Origin of the sequence: Marseilla massiliensis (assembly GCF_016899955.1) — a bacterium.
GTDB lineage: Bacteria > Bacteroidota > Bacteroidia > Bacteroidales > Bacteroidaceae > Prevotella > Prevotella intestinigallinarum.
Genome location: NZ_JACJJL010000011.1, coordinates 1 through 19,424 on the forward strand (window position 1 = coordinate 1; position 19,424 = coordinate 19,424).

At 55.1% G+C, this 19,424-nt stretch carries 17 protein-coding genes and 1 tRNA gene; 4 read left to right on the plus strand and 14 right to left on the minus strand.

Annotated elements, in window-relative coordinates; all coding sequences use genetic code 11:
* Positions 1-657 precede the first annotated feature (657 nt).
* Positions 658-1,473: a DUF1266 domain-containing protein gene (locus H6B30_RS07755; RefSeq protein ID WP_205109294.1), complete on the minus strand. Its 816-nt coding sequence runs from the start codon at positions 1,471-1,473 to the stop codon at positions 658-660.
* 958 nt (positions 1,474-2,431) lie between these two features.
* Between H6B30_RS07755 and H6B30_RS07760 the strand changes: the two genes are divergently transcribed.
* Entirely contained in the window at positions 2,432-2,716 is a 285-nt protein-coding gene (locus H6B30_RS07760; RefSeq protein ID WP_205109296.1) for a hypothetical protein, read from the plus strand.
* Positions 2,717-2,944: 228 nt separating this feature from the next.
* Positions 2,945-3,094: a hypothetical protein gene (locus tag H6B30_RS07765; protein ID WP_205109298.1), complete on the plus strand. Its 150-nt coding sequence runs from the start codon at positions 2,945-2,947 to the stop codon at positions 3,092-3,094.
* Between the two features lie 48 nt (positions 3,095-3,142).
* Here the strand turns inward: H6B30_RS07765 and H6B30_RS07770 are convergent.
* The 4 genes from H6B30_RS07770 to H6B30_RS07785 all read right to left on the minus strand — a co-directional run bounded on the left by H6B30_RS07770 (position 3,143) and on the right by H6B30_RS07785 (position 6,925).
* Positions 3,143-3,216, minus strand: a tRNA-Arg gene (locus H6B30_RS07770).
* A gap of 223 nt (positions 3,217-3,439) precedes the next feature.
* Positions 3,440-4,927 (minus strand): alkaline phosphatase family protein, encoded by a 1,488-nt coding sequence (locus tag H6B30_RS07775; protein WP_205109300.1) that lies wholly within the window; start codon positions 4,925-4,927, stop codon positions 3,440-3,442.
* Between the two features lie 682 nt (positions 4,928-5,609).
* The gene (locus H6B30_RS07780) at positions 5,610-6,464 is read right to left on the minus strand and encodes an alpha/beta hydrolase family protein (RefSeq protein ID WP_205109302.1); all 855 of its coding nucleotides are present in this window, start codon (positions 6,462-6,464) and stop codon (positions 5,610-5,612) included.
* A gap of 68 nt (positions 6,465-6,532) precedes the next feature.
* The gene (locus H6B30_RS07785) at positions 6,533-6,925 is read right to left on the minus strand and encodes a DUF3887 domain-containing protein (RefSeq protein ID WP_205109304.1); all 393 of its coding nucleotides are present in this window, start codon (positions 6,923-6,925) and stop codon (positions 6,533-6,535) included.
* A 692-nt stretch (positions 6,926-7,617) separates the two neighbouring features.
* Between H6B30_RS07785 and H6B30_RS07790 the strand changes: the two genes are divergently transcribed.
* Positions 7,618-8,367 carry a polyprenol monophosphomannose synthase gene (locus tag H6B30_RS07790; RefSeq protein ID WP_205109306.1) on the plus strand — a complete coding sequence of 250 codons (750 nt, stop codon included), beginning with the start codon at positions 7,618-7,620 and terminating at the stop codon, positions 8,365-8,367.
* A gap of 52 nt (positions 8,368-8,419) precedes the next feature.
* On the opposite strand, the gene H6B30_RS07795 is transcribed toward H6B30_RS07790, so the two are convergent.
* The 8 genes from H6B30_RS07795 to H6B30_RS07830 all read right to left on the minus strand — a co-directional run bounded on the left by H6B30_RS07795 (position 8,420) and on the right by H6B30_RS07830 (position 15,781).
* On the minus strand, positions 8,420-9,190 hold the full coding sequence (locus H6B30_RS07795; protein WP_205109308.1) for a lysophospholipid acyltransferase family protein: 771 nt from the start codon (positions 9,188-9,190) through the stop codon (positions 8,420-8,422).
* Between the two features lie 56 nt (positions 9,191-9,246).
* Positions 9,247-10,422 (minus strand): metallophosphoesterase, encoded by a 1,176-nt coding sequence (locus H6B30_RS07800; RefSeq protein ID WP_205109310.1) that lies wholly within the window; start codon positions 10,420-10,422, stop codon positions 9,247-9,249.
* Positions 10,423-11,232, minus strand: a complete 810-nt coding sequence (locus H6B30_RS07805) for a vitamin B12 dependent-methionine synthase activation domain-containing protein (RefSeq protein WP_205109312.1) — start codon at positions 11,230-11,232, stop codon at positions 10,423-10,425.
* A 5-nt stretch (positions 11,233-11,237) separates the two neighbouring features.
* On the minus strand, positions 11,238-12,560 hold the full coding sequence (locus H6B30_RS07810; protein ID WP_205109315.1) for a dihydroorotase: 1,323 nt from the start codon (positions 12,558-12,560) through the stop codon (positions 11,238-11,240).
* Positions 12,561-12,566: 6 nt separating this feature from the next.
* Complete coding sequence (locus tag H6B30_RS07815; protein ID WP_205109317.1) at positions 12,567-13,382, minus strand: DUF4369 domain-containing protein; 816 nt, start codon at positions 13,380-13,382, stop codon at positions 12,567-12,569.
* Positions 13,383-13,483: 101 nt separating this feature from the next.
* Positions 13,484-13,885, minus strand: a complete 402-nt coding sequence (locus H6B30_RS07820) for a hypothetical protein (RefSeq protein ID WP_205109319.1) — start codon at positions 13,883-13,885, stop codon at positions 13,484-13,486.
* Entirely contained in the window at positions 13,869-14,216 is a 348-nt protein-coding gene (locus tag H6B30_RS07825) for an FtsB family cell division protein (protein WP_205109321.1), read from the minus strand. The genes H6B30_RS07820 and H6B30_RS07825 overlap by 17 nt, the downstream gene beginning before the upstream one ends.
* Before the next feature lie 482 nt (positions 14,217-14,698).
* Entirely contained in the window at positions 14,699-15,781 is a 1,083-nt protein-coding gene (locus H6B30_RS07830) for a hypothetical protein (RefSeq protein WP_205109323.1), read from the minus strand.
* A 204-nt stretch (positions 15,782-15,985) separates the two neighbouring features.
* Here H6B30_RS07830 and H6B30_RS07835 point away from each other — a divergent pair, with 204 nt between their 5' ends.
* Entirely contained in the window at positions 15,986-17,827 is a 1,842-nt protein-coding gene (locus H6B30_RS07835; RefSeq protein WP_205109325.1) for a DNA polymerase III subunit gamma/tau, read from the plus strand.
* A gap of 388 nt (positions 17,828-18,215) precedes the next feature.
* Here the strand turns inward: H6B30_RS07835 and asnA are convergent, their stop codons facing one another.
* Positions 18,216-19,253 carry an aspartate--ammonia ligase gene (asnA, locus tag H6B30_RS07840; RefSeq protein ID WP_205109327.1) on the minus strand — a complete coding sequence of 346 codons (1,038 nt, stop codon included), beginning with the start codon at positions 19,251-19,253 and terminating at the stop codon, positions 18,216-18,218.
* Positions 19,254-19,424: the final 171 nt, after the last annotated feature.

Here is a 19,424-nt window from a genome sequence, read left to right on the forward strand (position 1 = left end):
CGGTTGCGCCGATGGTACTGCGCTGCAATGCGGGAGAGTAGGATGCCGCCGCCTTTCATGTTGCCGCCCGCCGGGTTGATCCCCGGTCGGGCGGCATTTTTTTGTATCTCCGCCTGCGGCCCCGGCCGGTATCCCATCCCACAGGTCTGCCGGGGGCGGCCACGCTGGCCGGATTGCTCCATTGCGCCGGCAGCCGTACGTGTCGCGGACGCCGCCGCAGCTGCGCCCGATAGGGCTGATGCGGTGCGCTAAAGCATTTGTAGGAGAGGCCAGTTGGTGGTTCTGCTTAATTCAGGTGGCCCATTAAGTCTGCGTTTGTTGTTTTCTGCGTTTGTATTGTGATTGTTAATGGGGTCATTCCTCTTGGCTGCTTCTTGCTTACTCCTGTTAACGGTATTATCCATCCGTGGCTTATCCATTTCACAGGTCGACCAATGTGGCTGTATTACTGAATCTTTTTTCGTTATGTATTAAGGTGGTATATTGAGGTAAAGATGGTGATATGTGGTGTGTACAGTCATCATTTTTATTTGCCGAATGCTTCAGACCGCATATACATCATATTATATTGCCTTTGCGCTGAGTTACTGTTGTGATGGGACTTCATGATGTCCTAACCATTGTAGTTGTATATTCATTATCTTTTTGCTGTCGTCATCACTCCCATTTTATGTATGACCAAGGGCTTTGTTTGGCATTTAGCAATTGTTCGGCCATGTAAGCTATGCATGTCGCATCACCATACAAAGCGAATCCCAAGGCATAGCTGTGTGCAAAGTCTTTCCAGTTTGAAAATGCTTCATGTGACATTTTGTATGCGGCGTCCAAGCAAATCATGCATTCGTCCTCATTGATGTATCCTTGTTCCATGCATGCCCGTGAGATGAAGTTCAGCTGACCGGCATCCCAAGCAATGACCCCGAGCAATCCCAATTCATATTCTGAATCAGCTATGCCTGCGTTCATTATTTCTTTGTATTGCCTTTTTAGCTTCTTCATTTGCATTATGCATTCGTCGCATAATTCTTTGCTGTCGGCTAGCTCTTTGCTGTTCCTTAGCCAATTCTCTCCTTCTTTGCCTTTAAGGTATGCTTCGTATGCAAAGTGGAATGTTAGTTGTGATGGTGCTGTTGACAGCCATTTAAGTTTTTTTATGGCCCTGTCACGATTGTCTATTCCAAAGTCTTGTTGGAGCATGCTGGTTCGTTCTGCTGCATCAATACCTGTTCCCAGAGTGTTTAGGGTACCGCCGAACTTTCCCACGTGAAGGTTGCCAATGCTATATAGGCTTAGTTCTTCTTCTGAATAGGTCGATGTTTCATCAATCCTTAAATCATGGCAGCAACCATGCGCCATGTGGTTCTTTCTGCACGAGATATACGCCAATCCATGCTTTTTTATTTTTAATAATGCCCAAACTGTAATTATAGTGGCAATTAGTGCTGCTATAGAAATTGTTGTTTGCTCAATCATAATGAATGTTTATATGTTATAGTAATGATAGAACAGCTGCATAACCTTGCAACACGGTTGGTCTTGAATGGCGGTATGCGTTTTATAGCCATGTGACACTTACCTGTTTCCCGTTATGGATTAAGCTGCCAACCATGTCGCTGTTAGACAGATTTTTCGTAACGCTGTATATTACAAAGATACATATTCGCACTGTATCAATTTGCTTAAAGCTGTTATAAAATGCAAAGTTCGGAGATATGTGTTACAAAAAAGGAAGTTTGAATACTTCTGTTGGTTGGCTCATGAACTGAATAACACTGACATTTAAATACGCTATTCACTGTCATCAATAATATAATGTATTATTTGTTATCACGTGATGCTTGCTTATGCTTACTATTGATATCTGCTTTCCTGTACAGCTGTAGCTTGCCGAAATATAGCAGAGCTAATGAATACAGATTGCTGGCATCGTATTTGTCATTTTCCTGCTGACCCTATGGAACTGCAAGGTATTTCATGTGTGTCCAGAGCATGGCGTCGCCACCATCCACGGGCGGACAATTTTTCTCTTGCCGCCACTCGATCATGGTGTTTAGTCCGGCGGTTTTTGGCTGCGTATTGTACTTCACGCGGCTGTCGAGATTGCAGGCGTAGAATGTCAAGGCGGTAGAACTGTAAACTGCTCTTGCGGTGCTGTGCCGGGGGCTTATCCCTGAGCTGCCGCTTATATTTAACAATTTGTATCCAAACCGTCACTCCAGATGACAATGATAAAAACCGGCGAGTAATGAGTATGGGCTTCAACATTAGCTATTTAGATTTATCCTGAAAACGTGCACATTGCTTCAACGGAAAGATGCGGCACTCAATTCCGTTGTTATTTCCTCCATGCAGGCAGACTATGGGGCCATGCTCCTCTTCAAGCGCGAGACGGGCAAGGAGGTGACAAAACTGTCCTGTCTGCCTGTCGGCCATGTGCGCCTACCTGTATTGCTGCACCGCGTCGGCTTGTAAGGCCGACGGCGTGGAGTTCGTCCATGTCTACGAGGCATACCGCGAGCAGCGCGATGCCGACCGCAAAGACTGCAAGGAGCGCGCCCGCCTCATGGCGGCGATATTGATACAGCCTCACCTGCGCAAGCGTGTGTCGCCACGACAGCTGCTGCGGCTACCATGGGACTATGAGCCTCAGGAGCGCAAGGCCACACGCCGCAGCCCACGACCGCCGAGAGCAAGGAAAAGTTTGGGGATATGTTGAGAAGAACAGGGGAGGTATAAGACGAGACTAAAGGTCTTAAATTAGTCATTAATCTGGGGGAGAACATACATACCCATCGTAATTATCGGTAGACGCTAACTCTACACTGGTGTCAATGATGGTTTGAGAGGCCGTGCAAGCACTTAAAAAAAGAAGCCAAAAAGGCACAAGCCGTGAACTTTATGAATATCGATATACAATATCGAGACGACACAAATGATAAGAGCAATGAAGAAAACAACACTGCGCCGTTCCGTCTTCTTCTGGGCTTTGACAAACTCTTTTATCTCGTCTTCATCTGGAATTATCTCAATGGTAATTTCGGCGGTGATTTTCTTAGGCTTGCTTTCGCCTGGTTTCTCAATGCAAATCTCTTAAAATGACGAAGCCCTGCAAATCCTTGGGAAATGCAGGGTTTTCACTATGTGACCCCGTTGGGATTCAAACCCAAGACCTTCAGAACCGGAATCTGACGCTCTATTCAGCTAAGCTACGGGGCCAAAGCGAGTGCAAAGGTAGTAAAATAATTCCGAACAGCCTAACTTTTGGGCCCATAAATGTAGCAGAGCCATGTTTTTTTTGATTGTTCTGGCAGACACACGATGCAAAAAGGCGGCCTGACGAGGCAGGCCGCCTAATAGATGTATTACGGATGTCGCTGTGCCCGGAAAGCGTAATGTCATTGCGTTGGTGTCATCGGGGCTTGCCTGGCGCAATGCCGGTTCACTTCATTTGTATCGGCGTGCCAACGCAGCCGTTAGGGTTCTGTATGTCGAGCATAGAGCAGACGGTGGCAGCTATGTCTGTGACATGGGTCTCCTTGGATGTGCGTCCGTGGTTTACATGCCAACCGTAGAATATCAACGGGATGTGGGTGTCGTACGAGCACCATACGCCGTGCGATGTGCCTTCGTGGAACGAGCCAGAGTCGAAGCCGTAATATCCAGGTTGCAGTATTATCTGAATGTCGCCGCTGCGCTTGGGGTTATATCCGTTGATGATGCGCTCGCGTATTGCCTGAGGTATAGACATCGACTGAACCTTGTCGAATGGCACGGCATAAGCCACCCTGTCGTCGTTGTCTATATAGTCGCAGAGCGCGGCTTCTACCTCGTCGGCCGTGCGTCCGGCAGCCTTTATTGCCTCGTAGTCAAGGTATACGCGATACTCAATGAGGTCTTTCACCAGGTTGGCCCCGGTGTTGTAGAGTTTCTTCAGGTGCCCGTTCATGTCGGCCAGGGCCGTCGATTCGTCCCATTCGCCTGCCGGCACCCCGTTTTTCTGCATGAGCGCGGCGTTGTGAGCGGCAGCGTGGTCGGCCGACAGGAAAAGCAGGTAGTTGCCTTTTCCAACGGCATTGTCGAGCGCTCCGAGCAGTTTGGCTATCTCCTTGTCAAGTTCCCTGTAGGCCTCTTCCGTCTGTGGCGAGCGCGTGCCGTAGCGGTGGCCAATGTAGTCGGTAGACGAGAAACTGACGGCCAGGAAGTCGGTTGTGGTCCCTCGGCCCAGCTGTTCGCCGTTCAGGGCAGCTATGGCCATGTCGGCCACAAGCGTGTTGCCTTTCGGCGTATACCTTATGTCGGTTGTTTGCTTGTTTGCCTTGTTGAAATCGTCAACCCATGCGGGCAGTTGCTTCATGTAATAAGTGCTGGTAATGAACACCCCGTGGTCGTTGTCAAACCAGTAGGCTGCGTTTGCCGTGTGCCCGGCCGGCATGATGGCGCCGCGGTCTTTTAGCGAAACGCCTATCGTCTTTGCCTTGAAGTCTTGCGCAATCTTCACCGCGTCGCACATAGTGGTAACGCGCAGGTTGCGTGGCGACATCAGTCCGGCCTTGCTTTCGCTGCCAACAGTCTGCACCGTGGCGTCGTCGGCGCAATACGTGCGTTTGCCATCCTTGTAGAAATCGTTGCCGGCTATGCCGGTTATAGCCGGCACAGAGCCGGTGTACACACACGAGTGCCCCACGGCCGTCACCGTGGGCACATATGTAATTTGGTTGTTGTCGCAGCTGTAGCCTTCGGAAAGCAGCCTGCGGAAGCCATCGTTGCCAAACGTGTAGTCGTAATAGTGCAGATAGTCCCAGCGCATTTGGTCGACTATGATGCCCACAACGAGCTTGGGCCTCTTTGCGCCCTGTTGCTGACTTTGGCCGCATGCGGTTGCCAGCAGGCCAACAAATAGGTAAACAAACGAAAATAGTCTCTTCATGATTCTCTTTTTGATATGTCTTTGTTTTCGCCCGCAAAGGTATGAAACCAATGTTAAATACGTGTGATTGCCGTGTTGCAATGCTGTTACATGTGGCCGCCGGGCGGTTGCGGGGCCATGTGTTGGTGTGGCGTATTTTGCATAAGTAGCTGTTCAAAATTAACCGATACAATAGTTTAGTGTATATTTTGAAGTTAAAGAGGCAAGGAGTTAGAGAGAGTTAGAAGAAGTTATATGGAGTTAGAGGACGATAGCATAGACTATCATCGCGCAGCCCTTTCTTAATTTTTAATTCTTTGCTCGGAGTGCAGACAATAGTTATGGAAACATGGGAGCTCTGGGAGCATGGGGAAAGTGTTGCAGGAAGATAGTCAAATACTATTGTCTGTACTCCTGAACTCCTGAACTCCTGTACTCCTAAAAAGCCCCAATGTTTATCGGGTGTTCCGACAACAACTTGCAAAACGGCCCGTTTTGTGTCTCAATATGGGCCGTTTGACACCGCAAAACAGCCCGTATTGATTTGCCAAACAAGCCGTTTCGGAAAACAGGGTGGGCAATGCCGCAAACCGAAGTCCCGCCCACGGGTGTGAGCTACGGCTGGCCGCGGCCTGCCAACAGGCATCGGCAGCAACACCGAAGCACGGCAACTGCGGCGCCAAGGCTCGCGGAGGCCATTGCGCTAACGCCTGCCTGCGCCTGACTTGCCGCCTGGGCCGGTCGGCGGCAACACCGGCCGTCGCCCGGACAACGACCTTACGAAAGCGGCCATGTCGTCGATTACGTAGTCCGGCACGGTGCCGGGGATGTTGTATTCCACAGGATTCGACATGGCATTATCACCCTCGAGAAACAGGTGGTTGAGCTTAGGGTAAGAGCGGAAAACGGCCCGGCTGCAACCGCCAAGCCGCTGCTGCCACAGCCGGAAGTCGGCCATGGTGACCTGGTAGTCGCGCTCTCCCTGCATCACGAGCACCGGGCGGCTCAACGCGGCGGCGCTGTCTGCAGGCGAGCAAGCGGCCATCAGTCCTGTGAAATACTGGGGCGAGGCTGCCTTGACACGCCCTGCGAGCGTGTCGATGTAAGCATCCGACGCCCCCGACGGACTGAGATAGCGCAACTGTTGGCCCACCACTTCTGCCATGGGGCGGGCCGCTCCCGCCATGACCACCATGCCGCCGACAGCAGCCGAGCGCGCGGCGATGAGCGGTGCGAGCGTGCCCCCAAGGCTGTGGCCCAGCAACACTATGCGGGCGGTGTCTGCTTTGGGGTCGGCAAAAGCCATGCGGAGGGCCGTGAGGGCGTCGTCGATGGTCTCGTCGTATATGCTTATGGCTTTGGCCGAGGCAGGATAGGCGTATGTGCGCTTGTCGTATCGCAGCGAAGCCACGCCACGGCGGGCCAGCCCCAGGGCTATGTCGCGGAACAGATGGTTGGGCCCTATGGTCTCGTCGCGGTCAAGCGGGCCCGACCCGTGCACCATGACCACCATCGGGAACGGCCCTTCGCCCGCAGGATAAGTTATCACCGCCGGCATGCGCCACCGCCCGGTTACCACCGTGTTGGCCCTTTGTTCAACGCCCGGGGGCAACGGCTGGCCTGAGGTCAGTTTTTTTTTACCGCTTCGGGTGGCAATATCTGTATGCCAAGCATGCGGCCCGCGTCGTTGAAGACAATGAGCATGGTCAGTTCGGCGTTCTCAAACTGCAACATCGAGACGTATGCCCGGGTGCCCATCACGGTCTGCACCTCCCACGCCCCGTGGCCCTTGTACTTGCCGGCCATGGCCTCAACATTGGCCATGATGCCCTTCAGGCTTTCCGGCTTTACCATGCCGCGCACCTCGTCGGCCATGTATGAATATAGGCTGTCGGCGTTGTCGGCCCTTACAAAAGCCAGCATCTTTTCGGCCATAGCCACATTTGGATCGGGCGTCTGGGCATGACAAAACATCGAAAAAGAGGCTGCCATTATAACAGAAAGCAATATTTTCTTCATGATGCTTAACGTTTGGTTACGTTGGCAAAGGTAAACAAAATTGCTTGAAGCCACAAACGCCGCTATCAAAAAACGCTAAACAAAACACCGCATTGCGGCATTTTGAATGAAAATAACTAAAAATATTTGCCCATCCACACTCAATATGCAGCGAATTGCCTATCTTTGCATAAGATAAGCTGCTCTCGGCAATCTGTGAACAAGCTCACATTGCGCTCGATTGCATTATCTTTGCATAAGACAAGATGCTCTCGGCAATCTGTGAACAAGCTCACATTGCGCTCGATTGCATTATCTTTGCATAAGACAAGCTGCTCTCGGCAATCTGTGAACAAGCTCACATTGCGCTCGATTGCATTATCTTTGCATAAGACAAGATGCTCTCGGCAATCTGTGAACAAGCTCACATTGCGCTCGATTGCATTATCTTTGCATAAGACAAGCTGCTCTCGGCAATCTGTGAACAAGCTCACATTGCGCTCGATTGCATTATCTTTGCATAAGACAAGATGCTCTCGGCAATCTGTGAACAAGTTCACATTGCGCTCGATTGCATTATCTTTGCATAAGACAAGCTGGATGCGGAAAATGCTGACACGCCTGCTTTCGGCCACAGCCAACGGCCCCAGGCATTGCCCAGCGCCACCGGACGGCAGCTTAAGGTAGCACATTAGCACAAACAAGACGAAACCATGCACGAAAGCGACAGTATTGTAATAATACCCACTTACAACGAGAAGGAGAACATAGAGAAGATTATCAGGGCTGTGTTCGGACTGGAAAAGTGTTTCCATATACTCGTAATCGACGACGGATCTCCCGACGGCACGGCTGCCATAGTGCACCGGCTGATTGACAATGAATTTGCCGACAGGCTCTTCATCGTTGAGAGACAGGGCAAGCTGGGGCTCGGAACGGCATATATAGCAGGGTTCAAGTGGGCCCTGGCCCATGGCTACGACTACATCTTCGAGATGGACGCCGACTTCAGCCACGACCCCAACGACCTGCCAAGGCTCTATGCCGCGTGCCACGACGAGGGCTACGACGTGGCCATCGGGTCGCGCTATGTGTCGGGAGTCAACGTGGTCAACTGGCCCATAGGGCGGGTGCTGATGAGTTATTTTGCATCGAAGTACGTGCGACTTGTCACTGGTTTCAAGGTCAACGACACCACGGCTGGCTTCAAATGCTACAAGCGCAGGGTGCTCGAAACCATAGAGCTCGACAAGATACGCTTCAAAGGCTATGCCTTCCAGATTGAGATGAAGTTCACGGCCTATAAGATTGGCTTCAAGATAAAGGAGGTTCCTGTCATTTTCGTCAACCGTCGCGAAGGAACGTCCAAGATGAGCGGCGGCATATTCAGCGAGGCTTTCTTCGGCGTGATGCGCCTGCGCTGGGACGGGTGGACACGCAAATATCCACCCATCAGAAAGTAGGCAAGCCACTGAGGCACCGCGCCGGCACCGCCCCAGAGGCTTGTGGAGCCCCTCATTGGTTGGGGTTCTCCACGAAACCTTGGTATTTCGGCTCTATCGAACTCATCACCGAGTCGTAGCTCTGGTGCATGATGGCCTGCACATTGCGCGGGCCCTTGTCTACAGGATAGATGGGCTGGTGGATTGTAAGGCGCAGCGGATGCCAGCTCACCCAGTGCCAGTCGCGTGTGCGGGGCATGATGTCGAACGACCCGTTGATGGTGAGCGGCACCACGGGCAGCTGCAACTCGTCGGCCAAAGTAAACGCCCCTTTCTTGAAAATGCCCATGTGGCCGGTGAAAGAGCGCGACCCCTCGGGAAAGACAACCACGCTCATGCCGCTCTGCAGCGTGTGGCGGGCCTCCTCGTATGTTTCCTTTATGCGTGCCGGACTGCGCTTGTCGACGAATATGTGATGCGCCGCCTTGCACGCAAACCCCACAAACGGTATCTTCATTATGCCGCGCTTCATCATCCACTTGAAGTTGCGGCCAAGGAAACCGTATATCAGGAAGATGTCGAAAGCACCCTGGTGGTTTGACACAAACACGTACGACTGGCCCGGTTCCATGTTCTCGCGCCCCTCGACGGTGACGGGAATGAGGAACAGGCGGACCACAAGCCATGACCACCAACGGCCGGGATAGTAGCCCCAGAAGTGGCCGTTGCCAACCGAACAGCCCGCAGCCACGGTCAGCGCAGTAATTATCGTGGCCACCAACGACAAAGGCACGGCCACAAACAACTGGTAAATGCGATAAAGATATTTAAATACTGTATTCATATTCTTGTTTTATTATTCACTTACTCCACTGCCTTCACGGTGGCAGTCGGCCCATGTCAGGCTTTCTTGCGGTGCAGCGTGATTACCACAACCTCGCCCGGGACGCCGAAACGGAACGGCAGGAAACCGCCAAGACCGGTGCTCACAAATATGGCGCGGGCCCCCTCACGGTACAGTCCGCCCCACTCAGAATACTTGAAAGCTATGGGCGACCACCCGAACAGCTCAAACTGCATGCCGTGGGTGTGCCCGCTCAGGGTGAGCTGGGCGTTGCACTGGGGCAGTATCTTGCGCCTCCAGCACGACGGGTCGTGCTGGAGCATGAGCACAAAGTCGCGAGGCGACGTGCCACTGAGGGTCTTGCCGACGTCTCCCCGCTCGGGCGAGCGCTTGCTGATGCCGTCGTTCTCCATCCCTGCAACGATGATTGAGTCGCCTCCGCGGCGCACCACACGGTGCTCATTGCGCAACAGCGTCCATCCCATCTGCCGCTGCAGGTCGACCATCCTGCGGCAGTTGGCAGCCTTGGTGGCCGTGTCGGCATGCAGGTAGTCGGCATAGTCGTGGTTGCCAAGCACTGAGAACACGCCGTCGGGGGCATGCAATGAGGAGAGTGTGCGCACATGCCGCTCAACCTCTACAGGCCTCATGTTCTGCAAATCGCCAGTAAACACAATCATGTCTGCATGCTGCGCGTTGATGGAATCTACGGCTGCGTCGAGCAAATAGTCGCGGTCAGACGAATAAGTGCCCACGTGTGCATCCGAGAACTGCACTATACGGTAGCCGTCGAATGCCGCCGGGAGGTCGGCGGAAGCATAGTCTATCTGCTTCACCACTATCTCGTTGAACCCTATGGTCGAGCCGTATATGAGCACATACCAGTGGACTGCGACCATGGCAAGGCCCACATGGTTGCCGTAATTCCGGCGCATGTGCAGCCACTTCTTCAACGCCAGGCCCACCACAGAGCACAAGGCAAAGACGAAGTTGGGCACCACGAGCAGCCCGAGCAGGAACAAATAGAAATTGAGCGCTGTCGTGTCTGCCGGCGCAAAGTCGGGATGCATGGCCAAAACGACGGTGAACACGGTCATGCAGAAGCCCGGAAGCCACCACAGCATGCGCACCCACACACGCCCGAAACGCTTGCGCCGCAAGTAGCGCAAGTCGACATACAGGCATGGGAGCACTATCATCAGCAATAAATATACAAATATCCGCGCTATCATTCAATATAGATTTGAAACCAGGAACTTACGTATCAACGAGACTGGCAGCCCACGGCGGCGTGCATAGTCGGCCAGCTGGTCGGCCCCTATGCGCCCCACGGCAAAGTAACGGGCCGCCGGATGCGCCATCATCAGCCCGCTGACGCTCGCATGGGGCTTCATGGCCCCGCTCTCGGTGAGCCTGATTCCTATTGCCGAGAAACCCAGTATGTCGCCGAGAATGAAGTTTATGCTTGCGTCGGGGAGCGACGGGTAACCCACGGCGGGGCGTATTCCGCAGTACTTCTCGGCGTGCATCTCGGCCATGGTGAGCCGTTCGTCACGGGCATAACCCCAAAACTGCTTGCGCACTTGCTCGTGCATGCGCTCTGCCGCGGCCTCAGCCAAGCGGTCGGCCAGCAGCTGCACCATCATGCGCATGTAGTCGTCGGAAGCAAAGTCGGCCTCGAGCCCGGCGTCGACGGTGGTGGCAAAGAGCCCCATGCGGTCGACCCGGCCCGACGATGCAGGCCTTATGAAATCGGCAAGCGACAGGCACGGGGCGCCCGGCGACGGCGGAGCCTGCTGCCGGAGCAATGGTATGCGCGTGCCTTCAAACACAATGTCGTCGCCGTCGGACACGGCATCGCCCAATGCGAAAAGCGCATGCACGGAATAATCGCTGTCCAATGAGCCGAGCACGGCGTGCGCCTCGCCCTTGAGGCGGGCTTGTTCGGCACTGTCACCTACTTGCCATGCGTGATAGAAGTAAAGCCAGTTGATGTAGGGCTCGAGCTCGCTGATGCTGTATTTAAGCACTTGCCTGACCATGGCTGCTACCTGAATGCGACGGCCTGACCCACATACCCGGTGTCCACGCGGCCGTGGCTGTAGACCGGGTGACCGTTGCACAGGGTGCATTCCACGCGCCATTGGTACTCATGGCCGGCCATGGGGCTCCACCCGCACTTGCTTTCGATGATGTCGTCGGTGACTGTCCATGGGCTGCCGGGGCGCACAACAACCAGGTCGGCCTTGTATCCCGGACGCACGAAACCGCGCTCCCGCACGCCGAACAGCGTGGCAGGGTTGTGGCACATGAGCTCCACGAGCCGCTCGATGGTGAGCACCCCCGAGTCGACAAGCTCGAGCATGGTGGGCAAGGAGAACTGAACCATGGGCATGCCCGACGCCGCACGCATGCAGCCGCCTTGCTTCTGCGACAGCAGATGGGGCGCGTGGTCGGTGCCCACAACCGTTATGCGCCCGTCGGTGAGGGCCCGCCGCAACGCATCGCGGTCGGCCGCCGACTTGATGGCGGGGTTTACCTTTATCAGCGAGCCGTATTTGGCGTAGTCGTCTTCAGAGAAATAGAGGTGGCCCACAACGGCTTCGGCCGTTATGTTGGGGTCGGTGCCGAACAGGCTCAGCTCGCGCTCGGTGGACAGATGGGCCACGTGCAGCTGCGTTCCGTGCTTGCGCGCGAGCTCCACCGCGAGCCTCGTGCTCTCGAAACAAGCCTCGGCGCTACGTATCGACGGGTGCAATGCCACGTCGGGGTCGTCGCCATAGGCCGCGCGGGCAGCCTGCATGTTGCGGTTTATGATGGATGTGTCTTCACAATGAACCATGACCGGCATGCCGGCGGAGCCGAAGATGCGCTCCAAAGCATCGCGCTTGTCGACGAGCATGTTGCCTGTCGACGAGCCCATGAAGAGCTTTATGCCCGGTATGCGGTGGGCGTCGAGCCGGTCGAAGAGGGCCACATTGGCATTTGTGGCACCGAAGAAGAAAGAATGGTTGACGTGACATTCGCGCGCGGCCAGGGCAAACTTGTCGTCAAGCGCCTGCAATGTCGTGGTCTGCGGCACGGTGTTCGGCATGTCGAAAATGGTGGTCACGCCACCTGCCGCCGCCGCCCTGCTCTCGCTTTCCATGTCGGCCTTGTCTGTAAGGCCGGGCTCACGGAAATGCACATGGTCGTCGATGACGCCCGGCAAAACGTAACAGCCCGCAGCGTCTATCGTCATGTCGAAAGACGCTCCGGGCCTTGTGCCGCACGAATATATGCCTTCAATGTACTCACCACCGATGGCTATGGCCGCTTCGGACGTCTGTCCCTCATTCACCACCAGTGCGTTTTCTATCAATATCCTCATCTTTGCTTAGTGTTGTAAGTCCAATCCCGGCGCCACCCTCGACGAGTCGGCGCGGCCGGGGGCCATGCCCAACGAGTCGGCAGGCAGCGACTGGCTGTGCTGCCCGGCCCCGTCGGCGGACGGAATGTCGAATCCCTGCATCCTGGCCTCGTTTTCGCTGGCCGTGCGGTAGTACTCCTTGACGTAGGGGTCGTTTTTGAATTTGTCGGTAGCCTTGCTCATGATGTCCTCTATCTGCGGTGTAAGTATGGGGTAACGGAAACCGCTTGTGATCATCATGAACACGCCCGGGCCGAGCACATTGTCGAAGTTGTCGACAATGAACGTTGTGACCAGGCGGTCTTCTTCGCGCGTTATCTTTGCAGCCTCGGCCGAGAGAGTCTCGTTGATCACAGCCTCGTCTATCCCGTCGAGCAGCATCTGGCTCTGCTTGTGCGACAGTTCGCCCATCTGGTTGGCCAGTTGCTTGTGCTTGTCGAGGAATTCGTACAGCCGGTCGTTCATCGGTGTGCCGCTGACGCTTTGGCCCGCGTTGTCTATCTTTATGCGTATGTCGCCTTTCTCGAGCACGACCGGCAACAGCCCTTCGTTGTCCATGAAGAGCGTAGCCATGCGGACAGTGTCGAGCACGCCGCTGAAGTGGAACTCACCGTGCAGCACCGCGCAGGAGTCAAGGCTTTGCAGCTCGTTGTCGGTGACTGTCTTGAGGTACAATTTGCTGCCATCGAGCGACGACACCGACGAGGAGCCTTCCACGTTGTACGAGTTGGCGCACGATGTCAGCACGGCAACAGCCGTTAGCGCGTATAGAAGTTTGGTCATAGGCGATTGAAATATCATCTCTTAAATTATGCGACAAATGTACAATGTTATCGTGATGTGAGGAAAAAAATTCATGCAATTTAAAACAAAAGCAAGGTGTTTTAGAGTTTTTTTGCCTCCTTGTCCAATTCGCGGCTTATCCTATGGGTGGAATACAGCTGCAAGACTGCGGCGATGAGCAGTGCCACCACCCAGTTGTTGTGCACATAGTTGACGTAGTAAGTCCACCTAAGCCCGATGAAGTTGCCTTGGTTTGCAAACATGAGCAGGGCGGCCAGCAGGAAGCAAACGTCGCTTGCTATCATGATGCCCCTGAGCCGCCGTATGGTCAAGTTGTTGCCTTCGTAGCGCTGCTTGAGCTGCATGAGCACAAAGGCCAGCGCCCCCATGGCAAAAACGTATGGCGCCCACCCTTGCAAGAAGATGTTGGCTGCACTGCCGACGACCATCATCACGGCACCGGCGAGGAAAATAAAGCTTTCTGTATTATTCAGTTGTCTCATCTGATTGGTTGGATATGGCTGGTTCGTCGTCGCTTAGCACGAAGATGTCTTCATCGTCCATCTTCATGAAATACCTCTCGCGGGCAATCTTCTCGATGGCCTTCGGGTCGGCGTCAAGCCGTCGCAGCTGCGCCCTGTCGCGCTCGTATTGCTCCCGGTAGAGCTTTATCTCTGCCTGAAGCTCGTCGATGGTGCGGCGGTTGCGTATGTGGCTCCACACGCTGTTCTCGTCGAGGAAGCCCACAATGGCCACCCCGGCAACGAGCACCACCACATATTTCAGTGCCGACGAGCTGCGCACGTATCTCAGTATTCTCCTTAAACGACTCATTTCCTTGTGTGATTAATGTATGAGAAGGCATGGCCGCCCGTATGGCCCGCAAACTGCCTCGGGGCGCCTGGGCCGGCAATGCCGGATGCAAAGGTAAGAAGAAAAGTTCAGATTAAGCTCCGTGCCGACGCATGTTTTTATATTTTTAAATGTAGGGATGCCGGTGCAGGCGTGGCCCCGGCGCCCCTCTGCCTGCCGTCTGGGCCTGCCCTGCCATGACGCTACGCCGGCCGGCACATTGTGGCGGCCCTCGGTTTGTAAAACTATCGGCCAGAAGCGGGCTCCGTCGGCACCGGCCGCGCAAGCGGCTGACTGCCTGCAGGTTGGGCAAACGCCCCAAACGGGCCTGCAAAACGGCCTCCGCCACATTGCAATACGGCCCAAACGGCCATGCCAAACGGGCCGTATGGCATGGCCGTTTGGGCCGTCGCCACGCGCCGGGACGTTTTTGTAAAACTTTGTCAAAGCCGTGATGGCTGTGTTTACAAACAGTTGTTGGTTTTGCCAAACAGCAATTCGCCAAACCTGAACCACAGCGCTCCAAGCGTCTCCGACGGGTAATGCAACATGAAAAGAAACCTGCGGCGCAATGCCCGCCACGCCGTGAGCAACCGCCCGGCATGCGGCCGCGACATGCCCTCGCGGCAGAACACCTCTGAAAAGATAAGCCCGGAATGCTTGCGCGACGGGGGCACAATCATCGACGAGGCCTGTGTGTGCAGCGTCTCGCCCAAAACATACATCAGCGAGCGCGCAAAGCCGGTGAGCCCAAGATGGCTGATGTCGGCCCTTACGGCGTCGGCTTCGCCGGGCCCGGCGTCGCGAAAGAACGCGACCATGAGCAGATGGTAGTCGACAAGATTCAAAAATGCGAGCTTGCCTGCAAAGAAACAGCGGTAGGTGCGCAACAGCATGTAAACCATGTTGAACCGTAAGGTGGGCGTGGCAATGGCCCCCACTCCTCCCGGCAAGTCGACAGCGTTGGAAAACTGGTCGACGGCATGTTTGCCAAACCAGTCTATCAAACGCAAATTTACACTCGACGAGAGCATCATCGTGGGATAGAAAAACAAGCGCACGCAGCACTCGGGGGGCTTCGGGAAATCAGGGTCGCACACGCCTACCTGTGTGGCGGTGAAATTCTTGGACACAAAATCCATGACCTTGCGGTTGTCGCCGCAAACCCAAAAGTCGACGACTGTGCAATGGCGCTGCAACGGGCCGGGATAGAGCAAGGCCATGGGCAGGCTGTTGATGAGGCAGACATAGAAGCCTTGGGTGGCGAGCTTACGGGCCACCTGCATGCACCGGCTGTAGAGCTGGCGCACCGCGTCTTCCCTGCTTCGGCTCAATATGGCCAGGCAAATGGTGGTGTTGAGCGTTGGGCGCTTGCTGTCGGGCATACGCGCAATGGCCTCGAAGCACAGGGCCGCCGCATCATGGTCCCACAAAAAATCAATCATGTCGCCCCATCCGCTGTCGCGGTCGATGTCTGGCGGAGTGCTGTCTGCCCCGATGGAATACCTCATCAGATGCAGAAACTGTTCTAACTTGTTTGTCTCCATTTCTGTTTCGCATTGCAAACTTACAAAAAAATAATGACATTACAGCTTTTGCCACGCAATAAAAATAACACGCTAGCCACGGCCCGGGCTCCGGCCGCGCCGTACGGATGGCACGACAAAGGCAAAAATCCCGCCCGAAACGGCCCGAATGTCGGGAAAAATGAGTAAGTTTGCATTGTCTTACAATTACCACACACATCGACAATGGAAGAATACATCGTTTCGGCACGGAAGTACAGGCCTACCTCGTTTGACTCCGTGGTGGGCCAGACGGCACTGACCACCACGCTGAAAAACGCGGTGAAAAGCGGCAAACTGGCCCACGCCTACCTCTTCTGCGGCCCGCGCGGCGTAGGCAAGACCACCTGCGCGCGCATATTTGCCAAGGCAATAAACTGCCAAAGCCCCACGGCCGACGGCGAAGCCTGCAACCAGTGCGAGAGCTGCCGCGCTTTCAACGAACAGCGCTCGTTTAACATATTTGAGCTCGACGCCGCCAGCAACAACTCGGTGGAGCACATCAAGACGCTGATGGAGCAGACCAGGATACCGCCGCAGGTGGGGCGCTACAAGGTGTTCATCATCGACGAGGTGCACATGCTGTCGACAGCGGCGTTCAATGCGTTCCTGAAAACGCTCGAGGAACCACCCGCCCACGTGATTTTCATTCTCGCAACGACCGAGAAGCACAAGATACTGCCCACCATACTGTCGCGCTGCCAGATTTACGACTTCGAGCGAATGACGGTGAAAGAAACCATCGACCACCTCAAGAGCGTGGCCGACAAGGAGGGCATACGCTATGAAGAGGCTGCACTGGCCGTAATAGCCGAAAAGGCCGACGGCGGCATGCGCGACGCCCTGTCTATCTTCGACCAGGCCGCCAGTTTCTGCCAGGGCGACATCACATACCAAAAGGTGATTGAAGACCTCAACGTGCTCGACGAGGAATATTATTTCCGCATTGTCGACATGAGCCTGGAAAACAAGGCGAGCGGCATAATGGTGCTGCTCAACGACGTAATAAACAAGGGCTTCGACGGCGGACTGCTCATTGTAGGGCTGGCCAAGCACATACGCAACGTGCTCATGGCAAAGGACGAAGCCACGCTGCCGCTGCTCGAGGTGAGCGACGAACAGCGCCGCCGATACGGCGAACAGGCTGCGAGGTGCGACACGAGGTTTCTTTACCAGGCACTGAAAATTGCCAACAGGTGTGACATTGACTACAAGCAAAGCAACAACAAAAGGCTACTCGTTGAACTGACGCTCATCGAGATAGCGCAGATAACGCAGCCCGACGATTCGACAGCGTCGGCGGGGCGCCGCCCCAGACGACTGAAAACCCTGTTCAGGAACATCGCGCGGACTGCCCGGCCAGCAACAGAGGCCCCGCAGGTAGCCTCGGCCGGACCAGTCAGCAGCGTTATGGCAGCCATGAAGAAAAAGACCGACGAATTGGACAACCAGTACGGAACATCCGGCGAAAAGGCTGCCGCCGAAGCCGCCACGCAACCCACAGCGGCCTATTCTGCCGCCAAACGGCCGGCACTGAAATCGAAGGCGGGGGCCCTGGGCTTCTCATGGAACAACCTCAGAGAGGCTGCCCAGCCTAAGAAAATGCAAGTGATACCGGGCACTCTCGACGCCAGCGACCCCAACGCCAAGCCAAACAACGAGCACAACGAGTTCAGCCAAGACGAGCTTGAGTTCCAATGGATGTCGATGTGCAACCGTATGCCACAGAAACTAAGCGGCATTGCGGCCCGAATGAAAAACATGACGCCCACCATAACCGACTTCCCGAAGGTGGAGGTGGTGGTTGAGAACCAGATAATGCTCGACCAGATGCAGGTGATAAAAGGCAGCATACAGAACACGCTCAAACTGTATCTGCACAACAATGGCATCACCCTCGACATGCGCTTGGCCGAACACAATGAGCAAGTGAAGGTATTGAGCAGGCGCGAACAGTTTGAGGAAATGAGCAAGCAAAACCCGGCGATAGAGAAACTGCGCGGCCTGCTCGACCTGGAGCTGGCCTGACGGGGCTCATGGCCTACGGCAAAGCCTGGCCACAAGCCATGCCCCCTCCGGCCGGCGGGACGAGCCGGCGCTGCGTGGCCGCACGCCACGCCACGCGGTTGCGGGCCGAGGGGTGCAATCCGGTAGGCGCGCCGCTGCCCCAACCTGCCATCAAGCCGTCAAAAGCATGCTTCTACATTTATATAGAATGACCCCGCAACGCTTGCGGCCAACAGCCAGAATGACGGTTGCCACCTTGCGGCGAGGCGGCCCGCCGCGCCTTCTGCAAAAGCAAATGGCCACCCGACGGGCAGCAAAACGAAACGGGCCATGGCCCCGACGGCGGGCTGAGGCCGGGCAAGGCCGGGCCTACCGAAGGGCACGGGCCACCCTGGCGGCCGGCATGGCCCTAAATAAGGGCCATACCCATTGCCGCGCACTCACGCCTCATCTCCTCGGGCCAGATGCTTGCCTGTATCTCGCCAATGTGGCCTTTGTGCAACATCACCATGCACAGACGGCTCTGGCCTATGCCGCCGCCAATGCTCAGCGGCAGTTCGCCGGCCAGCAGCTTGCGGTGGAAATATAGCTCCTTTCTGTCTTCCTTGCCCTCAATCGCGAGCTGGCGAAGCATAGCCTCCCTGTCAACGCGTATACCCATCGACGAAAGCTCAAACGAACGGCCCAGCACCGGATACCATATCAGGATGTCGCCGTTGAGCCCCGCCTTGCCGTCGTCGCCCGGTGTCGACCAGTCATCGTAGTCGGGGGCACGGCCGTCGTGCTTCTCGCCATTGCTCAGCCTGCCGCCTATGCCAATCACGAACACTGCGCCGTATTTCTCGCAGATGGCATCCTCGCGCTCCTTGGGCGACTTGCAGGGATACATTTGCAGCAGGTCTTCGCTGTGTATGAACGTTATCTTCTCGGGCAGGAAGGGCTTTATCTGCGGATATGTCTCGCATGTAAGATACTCAGTGCGGCGTATAGCGGCATAAATGCGCTCAACCACATTCTTTAGAAAAGCCGTGGTGCGCTGCTCTGGGGTGATGACGGCCTCCCAGTCCCACTGGTCTACATAGAGAGAGTGGAGGTTGTCGAGCTCCTCGTCGGCCCTTATGGCGTTCATGTCGGTGTATATGCCATAGCCCGGCTCAATGCCATATTCGGCCAGCGACAGCCGTTTCCACTTGGCCAACGAGTGAACCACCTCGGCCTTGACCATGCCCATGTCATGGATGGGGAAGGTAACGGCCCGCTCCACGCCGTTGAGGTCGTCGTTGATGCCAAGGCCCTGCAGCACAAACAATGGCGCTGTAACGCGCCTCAGGCGCAACTCTGTCGAAAGGTTCTGCTGAAAGAAATCCTTTATCAGCTTTATTCCCTGCTCTGTCTGCCTCGTGTCGAGCAGCGCCCTATAGCCTGCGGGCTTCATCACTTTGCTCATTACTTTTTCCTTATTATTATATTGGACGATGAAACATTGCCCCGACCCTGAGGCCGGAACAACGGCCCCAACCTGACGGCAGGGCTGAATAATCGAATGCAAAGATACACTTTTTACGCTAAAAAGCAAGCTTTAGGGCAACAATTTATGCAAACAGACAATATTTTACAA

Bases quoted from the DNA above. Each gene is read 5' to 3' on its own strand.
- H6B30_RS07775 (WP_205109300.1), bottom strand. From the start codon at position 4,927: ATGAAGAGACTATTTTCGTTTGTTTACCTATTTGTTGGCCTGCTGGCA.
- asnA (WP_205109327.1), bottom strand. From the start codon at position 19,253: ATGAGCAAAGTGATGAAGCCCGCAGGCTATAGGGCGCTGCTCGACACG.
- H6B30_RS07760 (WP_205109296.1), top strand. From the start codon at position 2,432: ATGTGCGCCTACCTGTATTGCTGCACCGCGTCGGCTTGTAAGGCCGAC.
- H6B30_RS07765 (WP_205109298.1), top strand. From the start codon at position 2,945: ATGAAGAAAACAACACTGCGCCGTTCCGTCTTCTTCTGGGCTTTGACA.
- H6B30_RS07810 (WP_205109315.1), bottom strand. From the start codon at position 12,560: ATGAGGATATTGATAGAAAACGCACTGGTGGTGAATGAGGGACAGACG.
- H6B30_RS07815 (WP_205109317.1), bottom strand. From the start codon at position 13,382: ATGACCAAACTTCTATACGCGCTAACGGCTGTTGCCGTGCTGACATCG.
- H6B30_RS07830 (WP_205109323.1), bottom strand. From the start codon at position 15,781: ATGGAGACAAACAAGTTAGAACAGTTTCTGCATCTGATGAGGTATTCC.
- H6B30_RS07800 (WP_205109310.1), bottom strand. From the start codon at position 10,422: ATGATAGCGCGGATATTTGTATATTTATTGCTGATGATAGTGCTCCCA.
- H6B30_RS07835 (WP_205109325.1), top strand. From the start codon at position 15,986: ATGGAAGAATACATCGTTTCGGCACGGAAGTACAGGCCTACCTCGTTT.
- H6B30_RS07785 (WP_205109304.1), bottom strand. From the start codon at position 6,925: ATGAAGAAAATATTGCTTTCTGTTATAATGGCAGCCTCTTTTTCGATG.
- H6B30_RS07795 (WP_205109308.1), bottom strand. From the start codon at position 9,190: ATGAATACAGTATTTAAATATCTTTATCGCATTTACCAGTTGTTTGTG.
- H6B30_RS07825 (WP_205109321.1), bottom strand. From the start codon at position 14,216: ATGAGTCGTTTAAGGAGAATACTGAGATACGTGCGCAGCTCGTCGGCA.
- H6B30_RS07755 (WP_205109294.1), bottom strand. From the start codon at position 1,473: ATGATTGAGCAAACAACAATTTCTATAGCAGCACTAATTGCCACTATA.
- H6B30_RS07790 (WP_205109306.1), top strand. From the start codon at position 7,618: ATGCACGAAAGCGACAGTATTGTAATAATACCCACTTACAACGAGAAG.
- H6B30_RS07780 (WP_205109302.1), bottom strand. From the start codon at position 6,464: ATGCCGGCGGTGATAACTTATCCTGCGGGCGAAGGGCCGTTCCCGATG.
- H6B30_RS07820 (WP_205109319.1), bottom strand. From the start codon at position 13,885: ATGAGACAACTGAATAATACAGAAAGCTTTATTTTCCTCGCCGGTGCC.
- H6B30_RS07805 (WP_205109312.1), bottom strand. From the start codon at position 11,232: ATGGTCAGGCAAGTGCTTAAATACAGCATCAGCGAGCTCGAGCCCTAC.